The organism is Streptomyces rubiginosohelvolus (genome assembly GCF_014649875.1).
GTDB classification, from domain to species: domain Bacteria; phylum Actinomycetota; class Actinomycetes; order Streptomycetales; family Streptomycetaceae; genus Streptomyces; species Streptomyces rubiginosohelvolus.
The window spans coordinates 259,676-276,323 of record NZ_BMTW01000007.1; the positions used below are offsets into that span (position 1 = coordinate 259,676).

Consider the following 16,648-nt stretch of genomic DNA (forward strand, 5'->3'; position numbering starts at 1 on the left):
CGCGGCTGCGGAACAGGCCCCTTCCCGTTTCTCACACCCGGCGTGGTGGCCTCGGAAAGAAGCCGCTCGTCCGGGCCATGTAGGCGTCGAAGCCCGGCCGGTCGGCCATATGACGCTCCAGCAGGGCCGCGCCGCTGCCCTTGGTCAGCAGGAAGCTCATCACCAGCGGGGCGACGACGGTGGCGGCAGCGGCGGCCGGCGCCTGGCAGACGAAGAGGAAGAGGCCCCACCAGACGCAGAAGTCGCCGAAGTAGTTCGGATGGCGGGTCCAGGACCACAGCCCTCGGTCCATGATCTTCCCCTTGTTGGCGGGGTCGGCCTTGAACCGGGCGAGCTGGGCGTCACCGATCGCCTCGAAGGCCAGCCCGACCGCCCACAGCAGCACCCCCGCCCAGGTCCACCAGGCGAGCGGCGCGGTGAGGTACTGCGCGGCCTGGACCGGGAGCGAGACGAGCCAGACCAGCGCGCCCTGGAGGAGATACACCTTGCGCAGGGCGTACAGCTGGGGGTTGCCGGGGGCCTTGGCCAGCATCTTCTCGTAACGCGGGTCCTCTCCGTGCCCCTTCCCGCGCCGCCCGATGTGGATCGCGAGGCGCAGCCCCCAGATCACGGTCAGGGCGGTGACGAGCAGCCGGCGGGCGTCGTCGCCCTCGCCCGCCGAGAGGCCGTAGGAGACCAGCGCGACGGCGGCGAACCCGATGCCCCAGGCGACGTCGACGATCCGGTGCACGCCCTTCTTCAGGGCGACGGCGAAGGTGACGAGCATGACGCCGAGGGCGGCGACGGCCGCGCCCGCGAGCCCGCTCGCGAACGCGGCCCAGGCGAAGCCGCTCACCGCTTCTCCTCCGGCCCGTCCGGTGCGTACCAGTCGCGCCGGGTGGCGGGCATCGCGGCGGAGCCGACCGGGTCGGGCCGTACGGACAGGATCTGGTCGACGCCCATGCGCCGCTCCTCGAACGCGAGGGCGCCGCCGACGAGATAGAGCCGCCACACCCGCGCGGTCTCCTCCCCCACCATGGCGACGAACTCCGCCCAGCGCTCCTCCAGGGTGCGCCGCCAGGCCTCCACCGTCCACACGTAGTGCTCGCGCAGGGATTCGACGTCGCGGACCTCCAGCCCCGAGCCCTCCAGCAGGGCGACGGTCTCGCCGAGCGGCCGCATGTGCATGTCGGGGGCGATGTAGGACTCGATGAACGCGCCGCCGCCGGGGGCGGTCGTCCCCCGGGACATCTGCTGGACCATGGCCCGGCCCTGCGGCCGGAGGGCGTCGTGCAGGATCCGGGTGAACGCCGGATACTCGGCGTCCCCGACGTGTTCGCCCATCTCGATGGTGGAGACGGCGTCGTACGCGCCCCGGGTCCCGGGCCGCTCCGCGATGTCCCGGTAGTCGATGTTCAGCACCTCGACGAGGTCGTCGAGACCGCGTGCCGTGACCTGCTTGCGTACGTGCGCGGCCTGTTCGGCGGCGAGGGTGACGGCGGTGACGCGGACGCCGTGGCGCTCGGCCGCGTACAGGGTCAGCGAACCCCAGCCGCAGCCGATGTCCAGCAGCCGTGCGCCGGGCCGCAGTCCGAGCTTGCGGCAGATCAGCTCCAGCTTGTCGCGCTGGGCGTCCGCCGGGCCGTAGTCGGGTGCGTCGCTGGTCCAGTAGCCGCAGGAGTACGCCATCGTCTCGTCGAGGAGCAGGGCGTAGAAGGCGTTGGACAGGTCGTAGTGGTGGCTGATCGCCGCCCGGTCCCGGGCCTTGCTGTGCAGTTCCCCGCGCAGTCCCGCGCGGGCGGCGGGCACCGGCGGCCGGGGGCCGACCGCGCCGAGGCGCAGGGCGAGGCCGGCCGCTTTGACGCGGTCGGCGAGGGCGGGGGCGGGTGCGGTGAGGCCGCGTTCACGTACGGCGCGACGCATGGCGCGCAGCCCGTCGCCGAGGTCGGCGTCGAGGTCGATGTCCCCGGTGATGTAGGCCTCGGCGAGGCCGAGTTCGCCCGGCTCCCACAGCAGGCGGCGCAGGGCTCTGCGGGTCCGCACATGGACGGTGGGGGCGTCGCGGGGCCCGGTCTCGCTGCCGTCCCACATCCGTACCCGGACCGGCAGTCCGCCGCCGAGGAACCGCTCGATCAGCGGTTCGACGCGCTGGGCGGCCCCGGTCGGGGTGCGCCGGGCGGGCGGCCTGGTGGCGGAGGTGGTCACGCGGTCTCCTCACGGGTCAGCAGCAGTTGCTGCACATCGAGATAGCCGGAGCGGAAGCCCGCTTCGGAGTAGGCGAGGTAGAAGGTCCACATCCGGCGGAAGACGGCGTCGAAGCCGAGGGCGTCGACCTCGGCGGTCCGCTCGGTGAACCGCTCCCGCCACAGCCGGAGCGTCTCGGCGTAGTGCGCGCCGAACCGGATGCGCTGGGTGGTGCGCAGCCGGGTGTGGCCGGTGGTGATCCGCTCGACGGCCTCGGTGGAGGGCAGCAGTCCGCCGGGGAAGATGTACTTACTGATCCAGGTGTACGTGGAGCGACTGACGCGCAGTCGGTCGTCGGGCATGGTGATGGCCTGGAGGGCGACCCGGCCGCCGGGGGCGAGCAGCCGGTCGAGCGTCTGGAAGTAGACCGGCCAGAACTCCTCGCCGACCGCCTCGATCATCTCGACGCTGACGATGGCGTCGTAGTCGCCCGTGACATGGCGGTAGTCGCTCAGCCGTACCTCGACGCGGTCCTCGAACCCGGCTTCGCGGATGCGGGCCCGGGCCAGTTCGCGCTGTTCGGCGGAGAGGGTGACGGTGGTGACCCGGGCGCCGCGGGCGGCCGCGCGGATGGCCAGTTCGCCCCAGCCGGTGCCGATCTCCAGCAGCCGGGTGCCGTCGGTGACCCCGGCGGCGTCGAGCAGCCGGTCGATCTTGCGGTGCTGGGCGGCGGGCAGCAGGTCGTGCTCGGCGGGGAAGCCGCGGAAGACGGCGGAGGAGTAGGAGAGCGTCTCGTCGAGGAAGAGGGCGAAGAGCTCGTTGGACAGGTCGTAGTGGTGGCTGATGTTGTCCCGCGAGCCCTCGGGGGTGTTCATCTGCGCGGCGGGCCTGCGCAGATGCCAGATGCCGCGCAGGCGTTGCAGGGAGCGGGGGACGAGGTCGGCGGCGTTGTCGGCGAGGACGGTCAGCACGGCGACGAGGTCGGGGGCGTCCCACTCGCCGGCCATGTAGGACTCGCCGAAGCCGATGAGTCCGCTCGCCCCGATCCGCCGGAAGAAGGCGTCGGGGTCGCGGATGTCCATGAGCGGCCCGCCGAGGCCGATGTCGCCTTGGCCCGCGAGCCGGGCGCGGAGGGGAAGCCCGCCGAGCGCGCGGCGGACGATGCGTTCGGCGACGGCGGTCCGGGCGCGGGAGACCCGGGGCAGGGTGACGATGTCGGGCCAGCGTTCCGGGTCGGTCCCGGGGGTGTGCTCTGCCGGCAGCGCCGAGGTGGGAGCGGTCACTGCATGCCTTCCTGTGTGCGGTGCGGGGGACGGGGTTGCACGGGGAGTCCGCGCAGATAGAGCCGGATGCCGTGCAGGCGGATCGCGGCGGAGACAAGGACGGTGGAGAGGGGGTGGCGCACGGCGAGGCGCACCAGCTCCCGGGAGGTGGCCGGGCGGCGGGCGCCCCGTACGGTCGCGGTGAACGGGCGCGCCCCCTCACGCTCCAGGTGGACGCTCAGGTCGAGCCGGGACCCGGGTTCGGGCAGCCGCATCCGGTAGCCGCCGTCCACGGGGAAGAACGGCGAGACGTAGAACTCCTTGCCGGTCACGGCACGGTGATTCCCGTCGGGACGCAGGAGATAGCCGTGCCGTCCGCCGTACGTGTTGTGCACCTCGGCGACGACGCAGAGGGGACTGCCGTCGGCGCGGTGGCACCAGTAGACGGTGATCGGGTTGAAGACGTACCCGAACACCCGGGCCTGGGTGAGCATGGTGACGGTGCCGTCGCCCAGCTCCACGCCCCGGGCCCGCAGGAAACGCTCGAGACCGGCCCGGATGGTGGGGGCGGTGCCGCCGAAGTGGTCACGGGGGTCGAACCGGGCCAGCGGCCGCAGGGCGCGCGGCAGCTCGGGCGGCCGGTCGGGGTCGATGAGCCACAGGTAGGTCCGGTGCCGGAGCGCGTACTTCGTCGGCCGGTTCCGTACGTGCGTGATGGTGCACGGGTAGAGGGCGTTCACCACCTCACCCCCAGGGCGGCGGCGGCCTCGACCCCCGAACGGCAGCCGTCCTCGTGGAAGCCCCAGCCGTGGTACGCCCCCGCGTAGGCGGTGACGGGGCCGGACAGGGTGTGCAGCCGGGACTGGGCCGCGACCGACTCCGGGGTGTAGACGGGGTGCTCGTAGACCATGCGGGCGCGGACGGTGTCCGGGTCGACCCGGTCGGCGCCGTTCAGCGTCACGACGAACGTGTCCGGGGCGTCGAGCCGCTGGAGCCGGTTCATGTCGTAGCTCACGGTCACCCGGTCGGCGTCGGCGGCGCACGAGGGCATCAGGTAGTTCCAGGACGCGCGGGCGCCCCGGGCGCGCGGCAGCAGCGTGGTGTCCGTGTGCAGCAGCGTCGGGTTGCGGGAGTACCGGAACGCGCCGAGCGTGCTGCGCTCGGCGTCGGTCGGATCGGCGAGCATCCGCAGCGCCTGGTCGGGGTGGGTGGCGATGACGACGGAGTCGTACGGGGTGGTCGTGCCGTCCTCGGTGGTGATGTCGACGCCGTCCGCGTGCCGGGTGATGGCGCGGACCGGGGTCGCGGTGTGCACGGCGGCGAGCTGCTTGACGACGAGGTCGACGTAGGCGCGCGACCCGCCGGTGACGGTGCGCCAGACCGGGGAGTTCCCGATGGTGAGCATGCCGTGGTGGTCGAGGAAGCGGAAGAGATAGCGGGCCGGGTAGCGCAGGGCGGTGACCGGGTCGCAGGACCAGACGGCGGAGACCATGGGCGTCAGGAAGTGGGCGTGGAAGTACGGCGAGAAGCGCCCGCGCCGGGCGAACTCCCCCAGCGTCATCCCGCTCGCCCCGCTCTCCGGCAGCGCCAGCAGGGCCCGGGCGGCACGGTGGAAGCGCGGCACCTCGGCGAGCATCCGCAGATAGGGGCCGCGCACGGCGGAGCGCGGCTGCGCGAAGAGCCCGGCGGGACCCCGGGCTCCGGCGTACTCCAGACCGCAGCCCTCGCAGCGTACGGACATCGACATCTCGGACTCCTGGGTGGCGACGCCCAGTTCGTCGAAGAGCCGCAGCAGGTGGGGGTAGGTCCGCCGGTTGTGCACGATGAACCCGGAGTCGACACGGTGCACCCGCCCGTCGGACGCGGCCAGATCATGGGTGTGGGCGTGGCCGCCGACGCGGTCGTCCGCTTCGAAGAGCGTCACCTCATGAGCGTCGCGGAGAACATGGGCGGCGGTCAGTCCCGCCACTCCGGCCCCCACCACGGCCGTGCGCCGCCGTTCCCCTGCCATTCCGGCTCCCTCCGGTTCTTCCGCCTGGTCGGAGCGCTGCTGAAGCGCCCCTCACGTGGCATTCGTGGCCGGTGGCCGAATGGATTGGTCGATCACCGAATCTGCTCCGAACGGGTGAATGAAGGGGCCGGGACCAATCCGCCGGCCATCCCGGCGCCGAACCCCCTGTGTCAGGACACACCGCTCTCAGCACGACCCTCCCGATCCAGGAGAAACGCCATGAACACGCTCCTCTTCCGCCGCGCAGCCGTCGCCGTGTCCGCAGCAGCCGTGCTGCCGCTGGCGCTGACCGCCTGCTCGTCGGACGACTCCTCCAAGGACTCGGCAGCCGGCTCAACGCCCAGCGCGTCCGCGCCGGCGAGCCCCTCGGCCGACGACTCGGCGACCATGACCGAGCCGTTCGGCCCGGCCTGTTCGTCGGTGCCGAAGGAAGGCGCGGGCTCGTTCGACGGCATGGCGAAGGACCCGGTCGCGACGGCCGCCTCGAACAACGAGGAGCTGTCGACGCTGGTGGCCGCCGTGAAGCAGGCCGGCCTGGTCGACACGCTCAACAACGCCGAGAACATCACGGTGTTCGCCCCGACCAACGACGCCTTCGCGAAGATCCCGAAGGCCGACCTGGACGCGCTGCTGGCGAACAAGGCCGAGCTCACCAAGGTCCTCACCTACCACGTGGTGGGCGAGAAGCTGACGCCGCAGCAGCTGGAGAAGGGGTCCTTCGACACCCTGGAGAAGAGCAAGCTGACGACGGCCGGCTCGGGCACGGAGTACACCGTGAACGACAACTCGAAGGTCGTCTGCGGCAATGTCCCGACCGCCAACGCGACGGTCTACATCGTCGACACGGTCCTGATGCCCCCGAAGTAGTCCTCACCGATTCCCCCATCGACGAGGGGCGGGCAGCCGCGGTGCGCGCGGCTGCCCGCCCCTCGTCGTGCCCGGGAAAAACCCCGCCCGAAATGTACACATAAGCGCCGGATAAGCGCACTATGGAGGCACGGGTGCCTGCCGCACCCATCCGCACAGCGGCAGGGCCCGCAGGACCGAAGGAGACGAAAACTCATGAGCAACGTCTCACACGCGAGGAGCGACTTGTCGGGCCACCCCGACGCCTCCGAAATGCGTGCACGGTACGACCGCGTGATGGGCGGCCGCGATGTGGCGCTGGTGGACGCGCCGGTCTTCCTCGTCGGCCTCTACTGCGCCGTCTCCCCATGGGTGCTCCACTTCACGGCGAGCCAGCCTGCCCTGGTCACGCACAACCTGGTGATGGGGATCGCCATCGCGGTACTGGCTCTCGGCTTCACCGTGATGCCCGAGCGTATGTACGGCCTGAGCTGGGCGATGTGCGCCATCGGGGCGTGGATCATCGTGTCGACCTGGGTCGTGGGCAACAGCCCGGACGCCGGAATCGTGATCAACAACATCATCGTCGGCGGACTGACGGTACTGCTGGGCATGGTCTGCGCGGGAGCAGCGGCCAGAACCCGCAGCACGTAAGGCCGACCCGACAGGCCCCGGGCCCCGTTTGCAGCCCCTCCGGCGCTTGAGGAGCGGGGTCCGGGGCAGAGCCCCGGTTTCGGGAAGGGGCGGGTAGGGGAACAAGCCCGCCGCAGGCGCCCCGCGCCCCCGCCACACCAACCCCTCACCCCACCGAGCTGTACGCCACAACCCCCCGCAACACCGCATCCACCGCCTTACGCGCACTCTTCGCCACGCCGGACGCCCCCTCCCCCGCATCGCGGGGCGCCGCCGCGGCCACCTGCCCCAGCACGTCGATCACCTGCTTGCACCACCGCACGAAGTCCCCCGCCGGCATCTCCGCCTCGCGCAGCACCTCGTCCAGCGTCCGGCCGGAGGCCCACATATAAACCGCCCAGGCGAATCCGAGATCGGGCTCACGCTGCCCGACCCCTTCCGTCTGGTTGATCTTGAAGTCCTCCTCCAGGGCGTCCAGCCGCCCCCAGATCCGCACCATCTCGCCCATGGCGACCTTGGCAGGACCGGCCGGCAGCTTCGGCGCGACCGCGTCATCCGCCTGCCGCGCCTCGTAGACCAGAGCCGAGACACACGCGGCGAGCTCGGCGGGGTTGAGCCCCTCCCACACACCCTCCCGCAGACATTCACTGGCGAGCAGGTCCAGCTCCCCGTACAGCCGGGCCAGCCGCCGCCCGTTGGCGGTGACCTCGTTGCCCCGGAGGTAGTCCAGCTCGGTGAGCAGCGCGACGATGCGGTCGAAGGTCCGGGCGATCGTGTTCGTCCGCCCCTCGATCCGCTTCTCCAGCTGCCGGGTGTCCCGCTGCAGCCGGTGGTAGCGCTCGGCCCACCGCGCGTGGTCCTCCCGCTCGTCGCACCCGTGGCACGGGTGGGCGCGCAGCTCGGTCCGCAGCCGGGCGATCTCGCGGTCGTCGGCGGCCGGCGCCCGCCCCTTGCGGTGCCGGTCGGGCACGATGTGCCCGGCCTTGGACCGCAGCGCGGAGGCCAGATCGCGCCGGGACTGCGGCGAGCGCGGGTTGAACGACTTCGGGACGCGCATCCGCTCCAGCGCCTCCACCGGCACCGGGAAGTCCATCGAGGCCAGCCGCTTGACCTGCCGCTCGGCGGTCAGCACCAGCGGCCGAGGCCCGTCGTGGTGGTCGAACCCGCGGTGCCCGTTGGCCCGCCCGGCGGGCAGCCCCGGATCGAGCACCAAGGCCAGCCCCGCGAACTTCCCTGTCGGAACATGGATGACATCTCCCGGCTTCAGCTTCTCCAGGGAGGAGGCCGCCGCCGCCCGCCGCTGCGCCGCGCCCTGCTTGGCCAGCTCCGTCTCGCGGTCCTTGAGGTCGCGCCGCAGGCGCGCGTACTCCTCGAAGTCCCCGAGGTGGCAGGTCATGCCCTCCTTGTAGCCCTCCAGGCCCTCCTCGTTGCGCTGCACCTGCCGGGAGATCCCGACGACGGACTTGTCGGCCTGGAACTGGGCGAACGAGGTCTCCAGCAGCTCCCGCGACCTGTGCCGCCCGAACTGCTGCACCAGGTTGACCGCCATGTTGTACGAGGGGCGGAAGCTGGAGCGCAGCGGATACGTACGCGTCCCCGCGAGGCCGGCCAGCGCCGTCGGGTCGAGGCCGCGCTGCCACAGGACCACCGCGTGGCCCTCGACGTCGATGCCGCGGCGTCCGGCCCGGCCGGTGAGCTGGGTGTACTCGCCGGGGGTGATGTCGGCGTGCTGCTCGCCGTTCCACTTGACGAGCTTCTCCAGCACCACCGAGCGCGCGGGCATGTTGATGCCGAGCGCCAGGGTCTCGGTGGCGAAGACGGCCTTGACCAGCCCCCGGACGAACAGCTCCTCGACGACCTCCTTGAACGTCGGCAGCATGCCCGCGTGGTGGGCGGCGATGCCCCGCTCCAGTCCTTCGAGCCACTCGTAGTAGCCCAGCACGTGGAGGTCCTCGCCGGGGATGGACGCGGTCCGCTCCTCGACGATCTCGCGGACCAGCCGGCGGTTGTCCTCGTCGTTGAGCCGGAGTCCGGCGTACATGCACTGCTGTACGGCGGCCTCGCAGCCCGCCCGGCTGAAGATGAACGTGATCGCGGGGAGCAGCCCCTCGTTGTCCAGCCGGTCGATGACCTCGGGCCTGCCGGGCGTCCAGATCCGGCCGCGCTGGCGCCGCTCGCGCTCGCGGTCGGCCTCGCGCACCATCTTGCCCCGGCGGCGGTCACGCGGGTTGTAGGTGTTCTGGCTCTCCTGGCGGGCGAGCCGGACCAGGTCCGGGTTGACCTCGCGGCGTCCGGCGCCCCGCCCGCCGTGGTCGGTGCCCTCCTCGAAGAGGTCGTACATCCGGCGTCCGGCCATCACGTGCTGCCACAGCGGCACGGGACGGTGCTCGGAGACGATGACCTCGGTGTCGCCGCGGACGGTGTCCAGCCAGTCGCCGAACTCCTCCGCGTTGGACACGGTCGCCGACAGGGAGACCAGCGTCACCGACTCCGGAAGGTGAATGATCACTTCCTCCCACACCGCGCCCCGGAAGCGGTCGGAGAGGTAGTGCACCTCGTCCATGACCACATAGCCGAGGCCGGACAGCGACTGGGAGCCCGCGTACAGCATGTTCCGCAGGACCTCGGTGGTCATCACGACCACCGGCGCCTCGGAGTTGACGCTGTTGTCGCCGGTCAGCAGACCGACCTTGTCCGCGCCGTACCGCTTGACCAGGTCGGCGTACTTCTGGTTCGAGAGCGCCTTGATGGGCGTGGTGTAGAAGCATTTGCGGCCCTGCTCCAGGGCCAGGTGCACGGCGAACTCGCCGACGATCGTCTTGCCCGACCCGGTGGGCGCCGCGACCAGCACCCCTTTGCCCGCCTCCAGGGCCTGGCAGGCCTCGATCTGGAACGGGTCCAGGCCGAAGTCGTACATCTCCCGGAAGGGCCCGAGGGCCGTCGCCATATCGGCCGCACGGGCGCGGGATGCCTGGTATCGCTCAGCTGGTGAGAGGTCCTCTGTCATCTTGGCTACGAGCCTACCCGTCACCTCCGACAGTCAGCCCGATCTTTAAATCCCCTTGGGCTTCGACCCGCTCGGCACCGGTCAGGGCCCGGTGAGCACCCGTACGGCCCCCGGTACGCAGGTGGCGGTGAGCGGCAGCGCACCCATCGGTTCGCCGTCCGCGTACGCCGTGACACCGGCCGCCACCAGCTCGATCGAGGAGACCCGGTGCACGGTGACGGCGGGGTGGTCCAGATGCGTGCCTTTGTAGACCTTCGGGAAGACCTTGAGCAGCTCGGTGCGGGTGCACTCCCCCACCACGGTCACGTCGAAGAGCCCGTCGTCCATCTGGGCGTCGGCGCAGATCCGCATGCCCCCGCCGTACGTGGTCCCGTTGCCGACGGCGATGAGCGTCGCCTCGATCTCGCGGACCTCTCCCGCGTCGAGCCGGATCCGGTACGGGATCGGCTTGAAGGCGGCCAGTTCGGCGAAAATCGCGAGGTCGTACTTGAACCGGCCGCCGACGAACCGCATCCGGTTGCCCCGGTCGTTGACCCGGGAGTCGAAGCCGGAGGCGAGGACGGTGCCGAACCAGCGGTCCCCGACCCGTCCCAGGTCGATCTCGCGGTGGCCGCCGTCCTTGAGGGCCCGCGCGGCCAGCCGTCCGGCGGCGGCCGGGTCGCGGATCGGCAGACCCAGCGCCCGGGCGAAGTCGTTGCCGGTGCCGACGGCGACGACCCCGAGCGGGGTGGCGGTCCCGGCGACGGCCTGGAGGGCGAGGGACATCAGCCCGTCCCCGCCCACGGCTATGAGTGCCCCGGTCCCCGCCGCGACGGCCTCGCGGGCCCGGCGCAGGGCGTCGTCGGCGTCCTCGCCCAGCACCGTACGGACGGAGAATCCTGCGTCCCGCAACGCGGAAGCGGCCGGCTGCGCGGCGTGCGCGCCCCGGCCGCGTCCCGCGGTGGGATTGACGAAGAGGGTGATCTCGCTGGTCACCCGCCGGACCCTACAAGGTCAGGTGATGTCGTCGTAACCGTTGAGCCGCTGCGATCCGGGTCCGTCCGCCTCACCGGTGGCCTGCCCGGGCAGGGCGGGGCGGGAGGACGAGGAGACGTGCTCCACGCGGCCGACGGGCTCGGGCGTCAGATCGAGTTCCGAGGCCTCGTCGTCGCTGAGCTCGGCGTCGGGGTTGTTGCGGTTGCGGCGCTTGTCGTTGAGCAGCGAGAAGCCGGTGGCGATGAAGTAGAGGACGGCGAGCGGCCCCGCGAGGAGCAGCATCGAGATGGGCTCGCCGCCAGGGGTGGCGATGGCCGCAAAGGCGGTGAGACCGACGACCATGCCGCGCCACCAGCCCAGCATCCGCTTGCCGGAGACGACACCCGTCATGTTCAGCGCGACGAGGAGCAGCGGCAGCTCGAAGGCGAGCCCGAAGACGATCACCATGCGGACGAGCAGGTCCAGATAGCTGTCGAGCCCGATCTGGTTCTGTACGTCGTCCGGGCTGAAGCCGAGCATGATCTCGGCGGTCTGCGGCAGGATCGCGTAGGCGAGGTAGCCGCCGGACAGGAAGAGGGGCGCGCCGACGACGGCGAAGGCGTAGGCGTAACGCTTCTCGCCCTTGTGCAGCCCCGGGGCGATGAAGGCCCACAGCTGGTAGAGCCAGACCGGGGTCGCCAGCAGCACACCGGACATCAGCGCGACCTTGAGCGCGTTGGTGAACGGCCCGATCAGCGTGTCGGTCTTCAGCAGGGCGCAGGACTTGCCGTCGACGGTGGTGACCACACCGTTCTTACAGCCGACGGATTCCTGGATGGGGGCCAGAAGGAACTCGTAGATCTCCTTCTGGTAGAACGCCGCGACGATCATCACCACGACGATCGCCAGCACGGCCTTCAGCAGCCGGTTACGCAACTCACGCAGGTGATCGAGGAGAGGCATCCGCCCCTCGTCGTCCTTCTCCTGCTTGCGGGCAGACTTGAGCAACCCACTTCCCTCGTCTCGTGCGGCGGCTGTCGGCGGAGCGCGTCGGCGGTCAGCTCTGGGTGGTGGGCTTGGCCTCGTTGACCGGGCGGGAGCTGGTGACGTCTCCCGGCGCGGCCTGGATGGTGCGCGCGGTGGTGGACTGCGGCGGGACCGTGTCGTCGACGGTCTCCGTGGTGGGCGTCGCGGTCGCCGCGTCGTCCTTCTTCATGGCCTTGGCCTCGCTCTTGAGGATGCGGGCCGACTTGCCGAGCGAGCGCGCCATGTCGGGGAGCTTCTTGGCACCGAAGAGCAGCAGGATGACAGCGATGATCAGAACGATCTCGAGGGGCTTCAGATTGCCGATCATGTGCGACTTCCTTCTCACTGAGGCGGCTGGGGGAGGGCTCGCTACCCGTTCGACCGGGCATACGTCCGATCGTTGCGCTTGGCAGCGATCGTAACCCGCAGGGGTAAACGCGAGGCAATGCCCGTGCGTACTCCGGCTTGCGGCCCCGCACCTCCCTGCCTGGGCCGACCCATGCAGCGTACCCCCCTGTGCTGTGGGGCATCAGGCCCCCGGCGCGCTAGCGCAGGCCGTCACCGGTGGCCGCGAGCCGGGTGGCGGCCCGCTCCAGGTCCTCCGAGGCCCGGTTGATGCGCTCGGTGGTGTCGGTGACCTGCCGGCCGAGGCGCTGGGCCTCGACGAAGACCTTGATGCCGAGCACGCCGAGCACGGCGATGCCCAGGAATCCGAGGGCGATGGCGAGCATGGGCCAGAACATACGGGGTGCCTCTTTCCTGTACGGCTGCGCGGCGCTACAGGGCGGTGTGCAGGCGCAGGGTCCGTACGCCGCCGCCGGTGAGCAGTTCGATGATGCGCTCCCCGGCGGGCTTGCGGACCGAGGCGCCGCACTCGGGGCAGGTGAAGGTGTAGAAGGTGGTGCGGCGGGTGGCGCCGATCGCGAGGCGCAGTGCGGCGGCGGCCAGTTCGAAGCGCCCCCGGCAGTCGGGGCAGGCGGCGCGGAAGCGGACGGCGGCGGGGACCGGCACGGGGACGGGACCGGTGCCGGACCGGGGCGTCGGGCGTATCCCGGTGCCGGGCGGGGCCTCCGGGCGGACTCCGGCGGCGGCCGGGAACAGGGGCGTCCGGTTCATCGTCGTCTCCCTTCCCCGGGCCCTCAGACCGCGTCCTCGTAGGCGGCGAGCGCGTCGCGGGCGGCCTCGCGGGCGCTGTCCGCGAGCTCCGGCGGGGCGACGATGCGGCCGTCGCCGCCGAGCCGCAGGGCGAGCCGGCGCAGCGAGGCCGGGTCGGGGGTGCGCAGGGTGATGCGCAGGCCGCCGTCGGGGAGCTCCTCGGCACTGTCGTGCGGGTAGTACTCGGCGACCCAGCGGCCGCCGGTGCCGACCTCGATCACGACTTCCGGGTCCTCGGCGGCGGGCTGGACCAGACCGGCGGACAGGTCGCGCAGTTCCAGCTCGGGCGGGGCGGCGGGGGCGTCGAGGAGGCGGATCTCGGCGACGCGGTCGAGCCGGAAGGTCCGGCGGGCCTCGGAGAGCCGGCACCAGCCCTCCATGTAGGTGTGGCCGACGGCGAAGAGCCGGATCGGGTCGACCTCGCGCTCGGTGAGTTCGTCGCGGGCGGGCGAGTAGTAGCGCAGCCAGAGCCGGCGGCGCTCGGAGATGGCCCGGTCGACGTCGGCGAAGACGCCGCCCTCCGCCTCGAAGGTCACCGAGAGCCGGGAGCTGGCCGCGCCGGACTCACCGGCGGCCGTCTCCAGCTTGGCGGTGGCGCGGACGAGGGCGTCCCGGTCGCTCTCGCGCAGGCCGGGCAGGGTGGCGACGGCGCGGGCGGCGACGAGCAGCGCGGTGGCCTCGTCGGCGGCGAGCCGGAGCGGCTCGGCGACGTCGTCCGGGTTGTGCCACCAGATGCGGTCGCCGTCGGTGTCGATGTCGAGGAGGTCGCCGCCGCGGAAGCTGGTGCCGCACATGGGCAGCACGTCGAGGTCGGAGATCAGCTCGTCCTCGGTGATCCCGAAGGCCCGCGCCACGTCCTGGACATGGGCGCCGGGGCGCTCGCGCAGATACGTCACCAGGGACAGCATCCGGCGGGTCTGGTCGATCGCGTTCGTGGCCATCGTGTCGGCTCCCCTAGTCCTTGGCCACGGCTCGGAGCCGGTCCACCACATCGGCCCGCAGATCGGCGGGCTCCTCCACGACGACGTCCGGGCCGAACTCGACGAGCCAGGCGTCGAGGCCGTGTCCGTACGGGATCTCCAGCTCGTCCCAGCCGTCGCCCCGGTCCCGTACGGCGGTGGCGCGGGAGCGCAGTGGGTAGCCGGCTCCGGCGCGGAGCCTGATCCGGGCGGTCCGGGTCGCGGTCTCGCCGGCCCAGCTCTCGACGGTCTCGCGGACGGTGACCACGTCGGGCACCTCGGCGCTGAACGCCCCGGCGCGGGAGCGGACCTTGCCGGTGATGCGGGAGAGCCGGAAGACGCGCTCGGCGCCCCGCTCGCGGTCCCAGCCGGCCAGATACCAGTGGCCGCGCCAGCATTCGAGGGTCCAGGGTTCGACCTGGCGCTGCTCGGCGCGGGCGGAGTTGGCCTTGCGGTAGTCGAAAGTGACGGGGCGGCGGTCGCGGCAGGCCAGCATCAGGGGCTCGAAGGCGGCCTCGTGGACGGGGATGCGGGGTTCGAGGGCGCTGTGGACCTCGTAGGCGTCCTCGGCCTCGGGCATGCCGGCGGCCCGGAGCTTCTGCAGGGCTCCGCTGGCGGCCCCGGCGAGGCGGGCCTGCTGCCAGACCTTGGCGGCGAGGCCGAGGGCTGCGGCCTCCTCGGCGTCCAGGGTGATGGGGGGCAGCCGGTTGCTGTCGCGGCGGGCGAGGTAGCCGGTCTCGCCGTCGAGGTTCTCGACGGTCTCGATGACGAGTCCGAGCTCGCGCAGATCGTCCTTGTCGCGCTCGAACATCCGGTTGAAGGAGTCGTCGGAACCGGCTTCGAGGTAGGCCTCGATGGATCCGCGGAGTTCACGCTTGCTGAGGGGGCGCCGGGTCCCCAGCAGGCACAGCGCGAGGTTCATCAACCGCTCGGCCTTGGCAATCGCCATCGACGCCCTTTCTCCGGTGCTCTACGACGGTCGACCGTACCGCCCCGGGGTGTGGGGATCCAAAGCCGGGCCGTCGTCCGGAGCGCGGTGGGGGCCTGCCGGACAGCACGAGGGCCCCCGCCGTGCGGCGGGGGCCCTCATTCACGCGAGTCCGGAACGGCTCAGACCGAGACCAGGTCGCAGACGAAGATCAGCGTCTCACCGGGGGCGATCTTGCCGCCGGCGCCGCGGTCGCCGTAGGCGAGGTGGGCGGGGATGGTCAGCTGGCGACGGCCGCCGACCTTCATGCCCTGCACGCCCTTGTCCCAGCCGGAGATGACCTGGCCGGCACCGAGCTGGAACTGCAGCGGGGTGCCGCGGTTCCAGGAGGCGTCGAACTCCTCGCCGGTGGAGAAGGAGACGCCCACGTAGTGGACGGAGACGGTCTGGCCCGCCTGGGCCACCGGGCCGTCGCCCTCCCAGATGTCCTTGATCTCCAGATCGGCCGGCGGCTCGCCGCCCGGGAAGTCGACCTCGGGCTTCTCGATGCTCACTGAACTGCTCCTAAAAGAATCTTGGGGAAAACCCCACAAGTCTCGCACGGGTCGCCCCGTCGCCCGGACCGTACCGAGAGGTGTCTCAGACCGTGCCGAGGATGTCGACGACGAAGACCAGGTTGTTCTTGGCGAGCTGGTTGGAGGGGTCGGCTCCGTAGGCCTGGTTCGGCGGGATCGTCAGCAGGACGCGGTCGCCGACGTTCTTGCCGACCAGCCCCTTGTCCCAGCCCTGGATGACGCCGCCGACGCCGATCGGGAAGGCGCTCGCGCCACCGTGGTCCCAGGAGGAGTCGAACTTCTTGCCGTCCTCCCACTTCACCCCGGTGTACTGGACGACGAGGCCCTCACCGGCCTTGACGGCGGCGCCGTCGCCCTTGATGAGCACCTGCTCCTTGAGGTCATTCGGGGCCTTCTCGCCCTTGGGGATGGTGATGGTCGCGGCCTTCTGCGACGCGGCCTTCACCTCGGGCATCCCGGCCTCACTGGCGGCCTGGTCCCCCTTGACCTCGCCCTTCTTGTCGACCTTCTTGGCGTTGACGATGTCGACGACCCAGACCAGCGGGTCGGTGGGCTTGATCCCGGACTGCGGGTTCAGCTGCTCGCCGACGATCGCCTCGGCCGTGCCTTCGACCTGGACCCGGCTGCCGACCTTGTGGCCGGTCAGCGCGTCCGCGACCTTGGTCGGCAGCATCTGGCCCTGCGTGCCGACCTCCTGCACGACCTGGGCGCGGGGGGCCTTCGGGTCGGCGCCCTGCCGCTGGGCCCAGGTGGAGCCGAGGGCCTCGATGTTTCCGGCGAAGTCCAGACGGACGATGTCGCCCTTCTTGACCTCGGCGCCGTCACCGGTCGAGACGTCGCTCGCGACGACCTTGTCGGAGACCTTGGCGTCCTTGGCGATCTCGATCTTGGGCTCGGCGCCGAACTTCCCGGAGACCTCGGCGACGGGCTCCGAGTTCTTCGGGGCGGCGTCGTCCTTGGAATCGGAACCGCAGGCGGCGGTGATCAGCAGAGCGGGCACGGCCAGGACGGCGGCGACACGCCGGGCAGTTTTCGTGGGGATCATCAGTCCAACTCGCGTAGGGGGCTCCGGGCACTCCCGCCACTCTACGACTTCGCCCCAGCTGCATCACGAGTACCGACACGGCTG

17 protein-coding genes are annotated in these 16,648 nt (G+C 71.5%); 2 read left to right on the top strand and 15 right to left on the bottom strand.

Annotated features, from left to right (window positions below):
• Window positions 1-31: 31 nt before the first annotated feature.
• The 5 genes from IE134_RS18545 to IE134_RS18565 are packed head-to-tail and all read right to left on the bottom strand — an operon-like array spanning window position 32 to window position 5,436.
• On the bottom strand, window positions 32-835 hold the full coding sequence (locus tag IE134_RS18545) for a DUF1295 domain-containing protein (protein WP_030712271.1): 804 nt from the start codon (window positions 833-835) through the stop codon (window positions 32-34).
• Window positions 832-2,184, bottom strand: coding sequence for a class I SAM-dependent methyltransferase (locus IE134_RS18550; RefSeq protein ID WP_030712270.1), 1,353 nt, complete (start codon window positions 2,182-2,184; stop codon window positions 832-834). The genes IE134_RS18545 and IE134_RS18550 overlap by 4 nt, the downstream gene beginning before the upstream one ends.
• Window positions 2,181-3,446: an SAM-dependent methyltransferase gene (locus IE134_RS18555; protein ID WP_030712269.1), complete on the bottom strand. Its 1,266-nt coding sequence runs from the start codon at window positions 3,444-3,446 to the stop codon at window positions 2,181-2,183. Before IE134_RS18555 ends, IE134_RS18550 begins: the two co-directional genes overlap by 4 nt.
• Window positions 3,443-4,168: a DUF1365 domain-containing protein gene (locus tag IE134_RS18560; protein ID WP_078614381.1), complete on the bottom strand. Its 726-nt coding sequence runs from the start codon at window positions 4,166-4,168 to the stop codon at window positions 3,443-3,445. The genes IE134_RS18555 and IE134_RS18560 overlap by 4 nt, the downstream gene beginning before the upstream one ends.
• Complete coding sequence (locus IE134_RS18565) at window positions 4,162-5,436, bottom strand: NAD(P)/FAD-dependent oxidoreductase (protein ID WP_030712265.1); 1,275 nt, start codon at window positions 5,434-5,436, stop codon at window positions 4,162-4,164. The genes IE134_RS18560 and IE134_RS18565 overlap by 7 nt, the downstream gene beginning before the upstream one ends.
• A 219-nt stretch (window positions 5,437-5,655) precedes the next feature.
• On the opposite strand from IE134_RS18565, the gene IE134_RS18570 reads away from it, so the two are divergent.
• Window positions 5,656-6,303: a fasciclin domain-containing protein gene (locus IE134_RS18570; protein ID WP_030712262.1), complete on the top strand. Its 648-nt coding sequence runs from the start codon at window positions 5,656-5,658 to the stop codon at window positions 6,301-6,303.
• A gap of 195 nt (window positions 6,304-6,498) precedes the next feature.
• Window positions 6,499-6,936, top strand: a complete 438-nt coding sequence (locus tag IE134_RS18575; RefSeq protein ID WP_030712259.1) for an SPW repeat protein — start codon at window positions 6,499-6,501, stop codon at window positions 6,934-6,936.
• Between the two features lie 145 nt (window positions 6,937-7,081).
• On the opposite strand, the gene IE134_RS18580 is transcribed toward IE134_RS18575, so the two are convergent.
• From IE134_RS18580 to IE134_RS18625, 10 genes are all read right to left on the bottom strand, one after another.
• Window positions 7,082-9,922, bottom strand: a complete 2,841-nt coding sequence (locus tag IE134_RS18580) for a DEAD/DEAH box helicase (protein WP_098894758.1) — start codon at window positions 9,920-9,922, stop codon at window positions 7,082-7,084.
• Window positions 9,923-10,003: 81 nt separating this feature from the next.
• Window positions 10,004-10,897 (bottom strand): diacylglycerol kinase, encoded by an 894-nt coding sequence (locus IE134_RS18585; protein ID WP_030712253.1) that lies wholly within the window; start codon window positions 10,895-10,897, stop codon window positions 10,004-10,006.
• Between the two features lie 18 nt (window positions 10,898-10,915).
• Window positions 10,916-11,884, bottom strand: coding sequence for a twin-arginine translocase subunit TatC (tatC, locus tag IE134_RS18590; protein WP_098894759.1), 969 nt, complete (start codon window positions 11,882-11,884; stop codon window positions 10,916-10,918).
• A gap of 49 nt (window positions 11,885-11,933) precedes the next feature.
• Complete coding sequence (gene tatA, locus IE134_RS18595; RefSeq protein WP_030088270.1) at window positions 11,934-12,230, bottom strand: Sec-independent protein translocase subunit TatA; 297 nt, start codon at window positions 12,228-12,230, stop codon at window positions 11,934-11,936.
• Window positions 12,231-12,447: 217 nt separating this feature from the next.
• Complete coding sequence (locus tag IE134_RS18600) at window positions 12,448-12,645, bottom strand: hypothetical protein (protein ID WP_006123367.1); 198 nt, start codon at window positions 12,643-12,645, stop codon at window positions 12,448-12,450.
• A 34-nt stretch (window positions 12,646-12,679) separates the two neighbouring features.
• On the bottom strand, window positions 12,680-13,018 hold the full coding sequence (locus IE134_RS18605) for a hypothetical protein (protein WP_179888070.1): 339 nt from the start codon (window positions 13,016-13,018) through the stop codon (window positions 12,680-12,682).
• A gap of 23 nt (window positions 13,019-13,041) precedes the next feature.
• Window positions 13,042-13,998 carry a helix-turn-helix transcriptional regulator gene (locus tag IE134_RS18610; RefSeq protein ID WP_030712247.1) on the bottom strand — a complete coding sequence of 319 codons (957 nt, stop codon included), beginning with the start codon at window positions 13,996-13,998 and terminating at the stop codon, window positions 13,042-13,044.
• A 13-nt stretch (window positions 13,999-14,011) separates the two neighbouring features.
• Entirely contained in the window at window positions 14,012-14,965 is a 954-nt protein-coding gene (locus tag IE134_RS18615) for a helix-turn-helix transcriptional regulator (protein ID WP_030712244.1), read from the bottom strand.
• A 161-nt stretch (window positions 14,966-15,126) separates the two neighbouring features.
• Window positions 15,127-15,498, bottom strand: a complete 372-nt coding sequence (locus IE134_RS18620; protein ID WP_030712241.1) for an FKBP-type peptidyl-prolyl cis-trans isomerase — start codon at window positions 15,496-15,498, stop codon at window positions 15,127-15,129.
• A gap of 85 nt (window positions 15,499-15,583) precedes the next feature.
• The gene (locus IE134_RS18625; protein WP_189431112.1) at window positions 15,584-16,564 is read right to left on the bottom strand and encodes an FKBP-type peptidyl-prolyl cis-trans isomerase; all 981 of its coding nucleotides are present in this window, start codon (window positions 16,562-16,564) and stop codon (window positions 15,584-15,586) included.
• Window positions 16,565-16,648: the final 84 nt, after the last annotated feature.

What these genes read in the sequence shown, in the direction of transcription:
- IE134_RS18610 (WP_030712247.1), bottom strand. Translation starts at nt 13,998, where the DNA reads ATGGCCACGAACGCGATCGACCAGACCCGCCGGATGCTGTCCCTGGTG.
- IE134_RS18605 (WP_179888070.1), bottom strand. Translation starts at nt 13,018, where the DNA reads ATGAACCGGACGCCCCTGTTCCCGGCCGCCGCCGGAGTCCGCCCGGAG.
- IE134_RS18565 (WP_030712265.1), bottom strand. Translation starts at nt 5,436, where the DNA reads ATGGCAGGGGAACGGCGGCGCACGGCCGTGGTGGGGGCCGGAGTGGCG.
- IE134_RS18615 (WP_030712244.1), bottom strand. Translation starts at nt 14,965, where the DNA reads ATGGCGATTGCCAAGGCCGAGCGGTTGATGAACCTCGCGCTGTGCCTG.
- tatA (WP_030088270.1), bottom strand. Translation starts at nt 12,230, where the DNA reads ATGATCGGCAATCTGAAGCCCCTCGAGATCGTTCTGATCATCGCTGTC.
- IE134_RS18580 (WP_098894758.1), bottom strand. Translation starts at nt 9,922, where the DNA reads ATGACAGAGGACCTCTCACCAGCTGAGCGATACCAGGCATCCCGCGCC.
- IE134_RS18575 (WP_030712259.1), top strand. Translation starts at nt 6,499, where the DNA reads ATGAGCAACGTCTCACACGCGAGGAGCGACTTGTCGGGCCACCCCGAC.
- IE134_RS18570 (WP_030712262.1), top strand. Translation starts at nt 5,656, where the DNA reads ATGAACACGCTCCTCTTCCGCCGCGCAGCCGTCGCCGTGTCCGCAGCA.
- IE134_RS18625 (WP_189431112.1), bottom strand. Translation starts at nt 16,564, where the DNA reads ATGATCCCCACGAAAACTGCCCGGCGTGTCGCCGCCGTCCTGGCCGTG.
- IE134_RS18600 (WP_006123367.1), bottom strand. Translation starts at nt 12,645, where the DNA reads ATGTTCTGGCCCATGCTCGCCATCGCCCTCGGATTCCTGGGCATCGCC.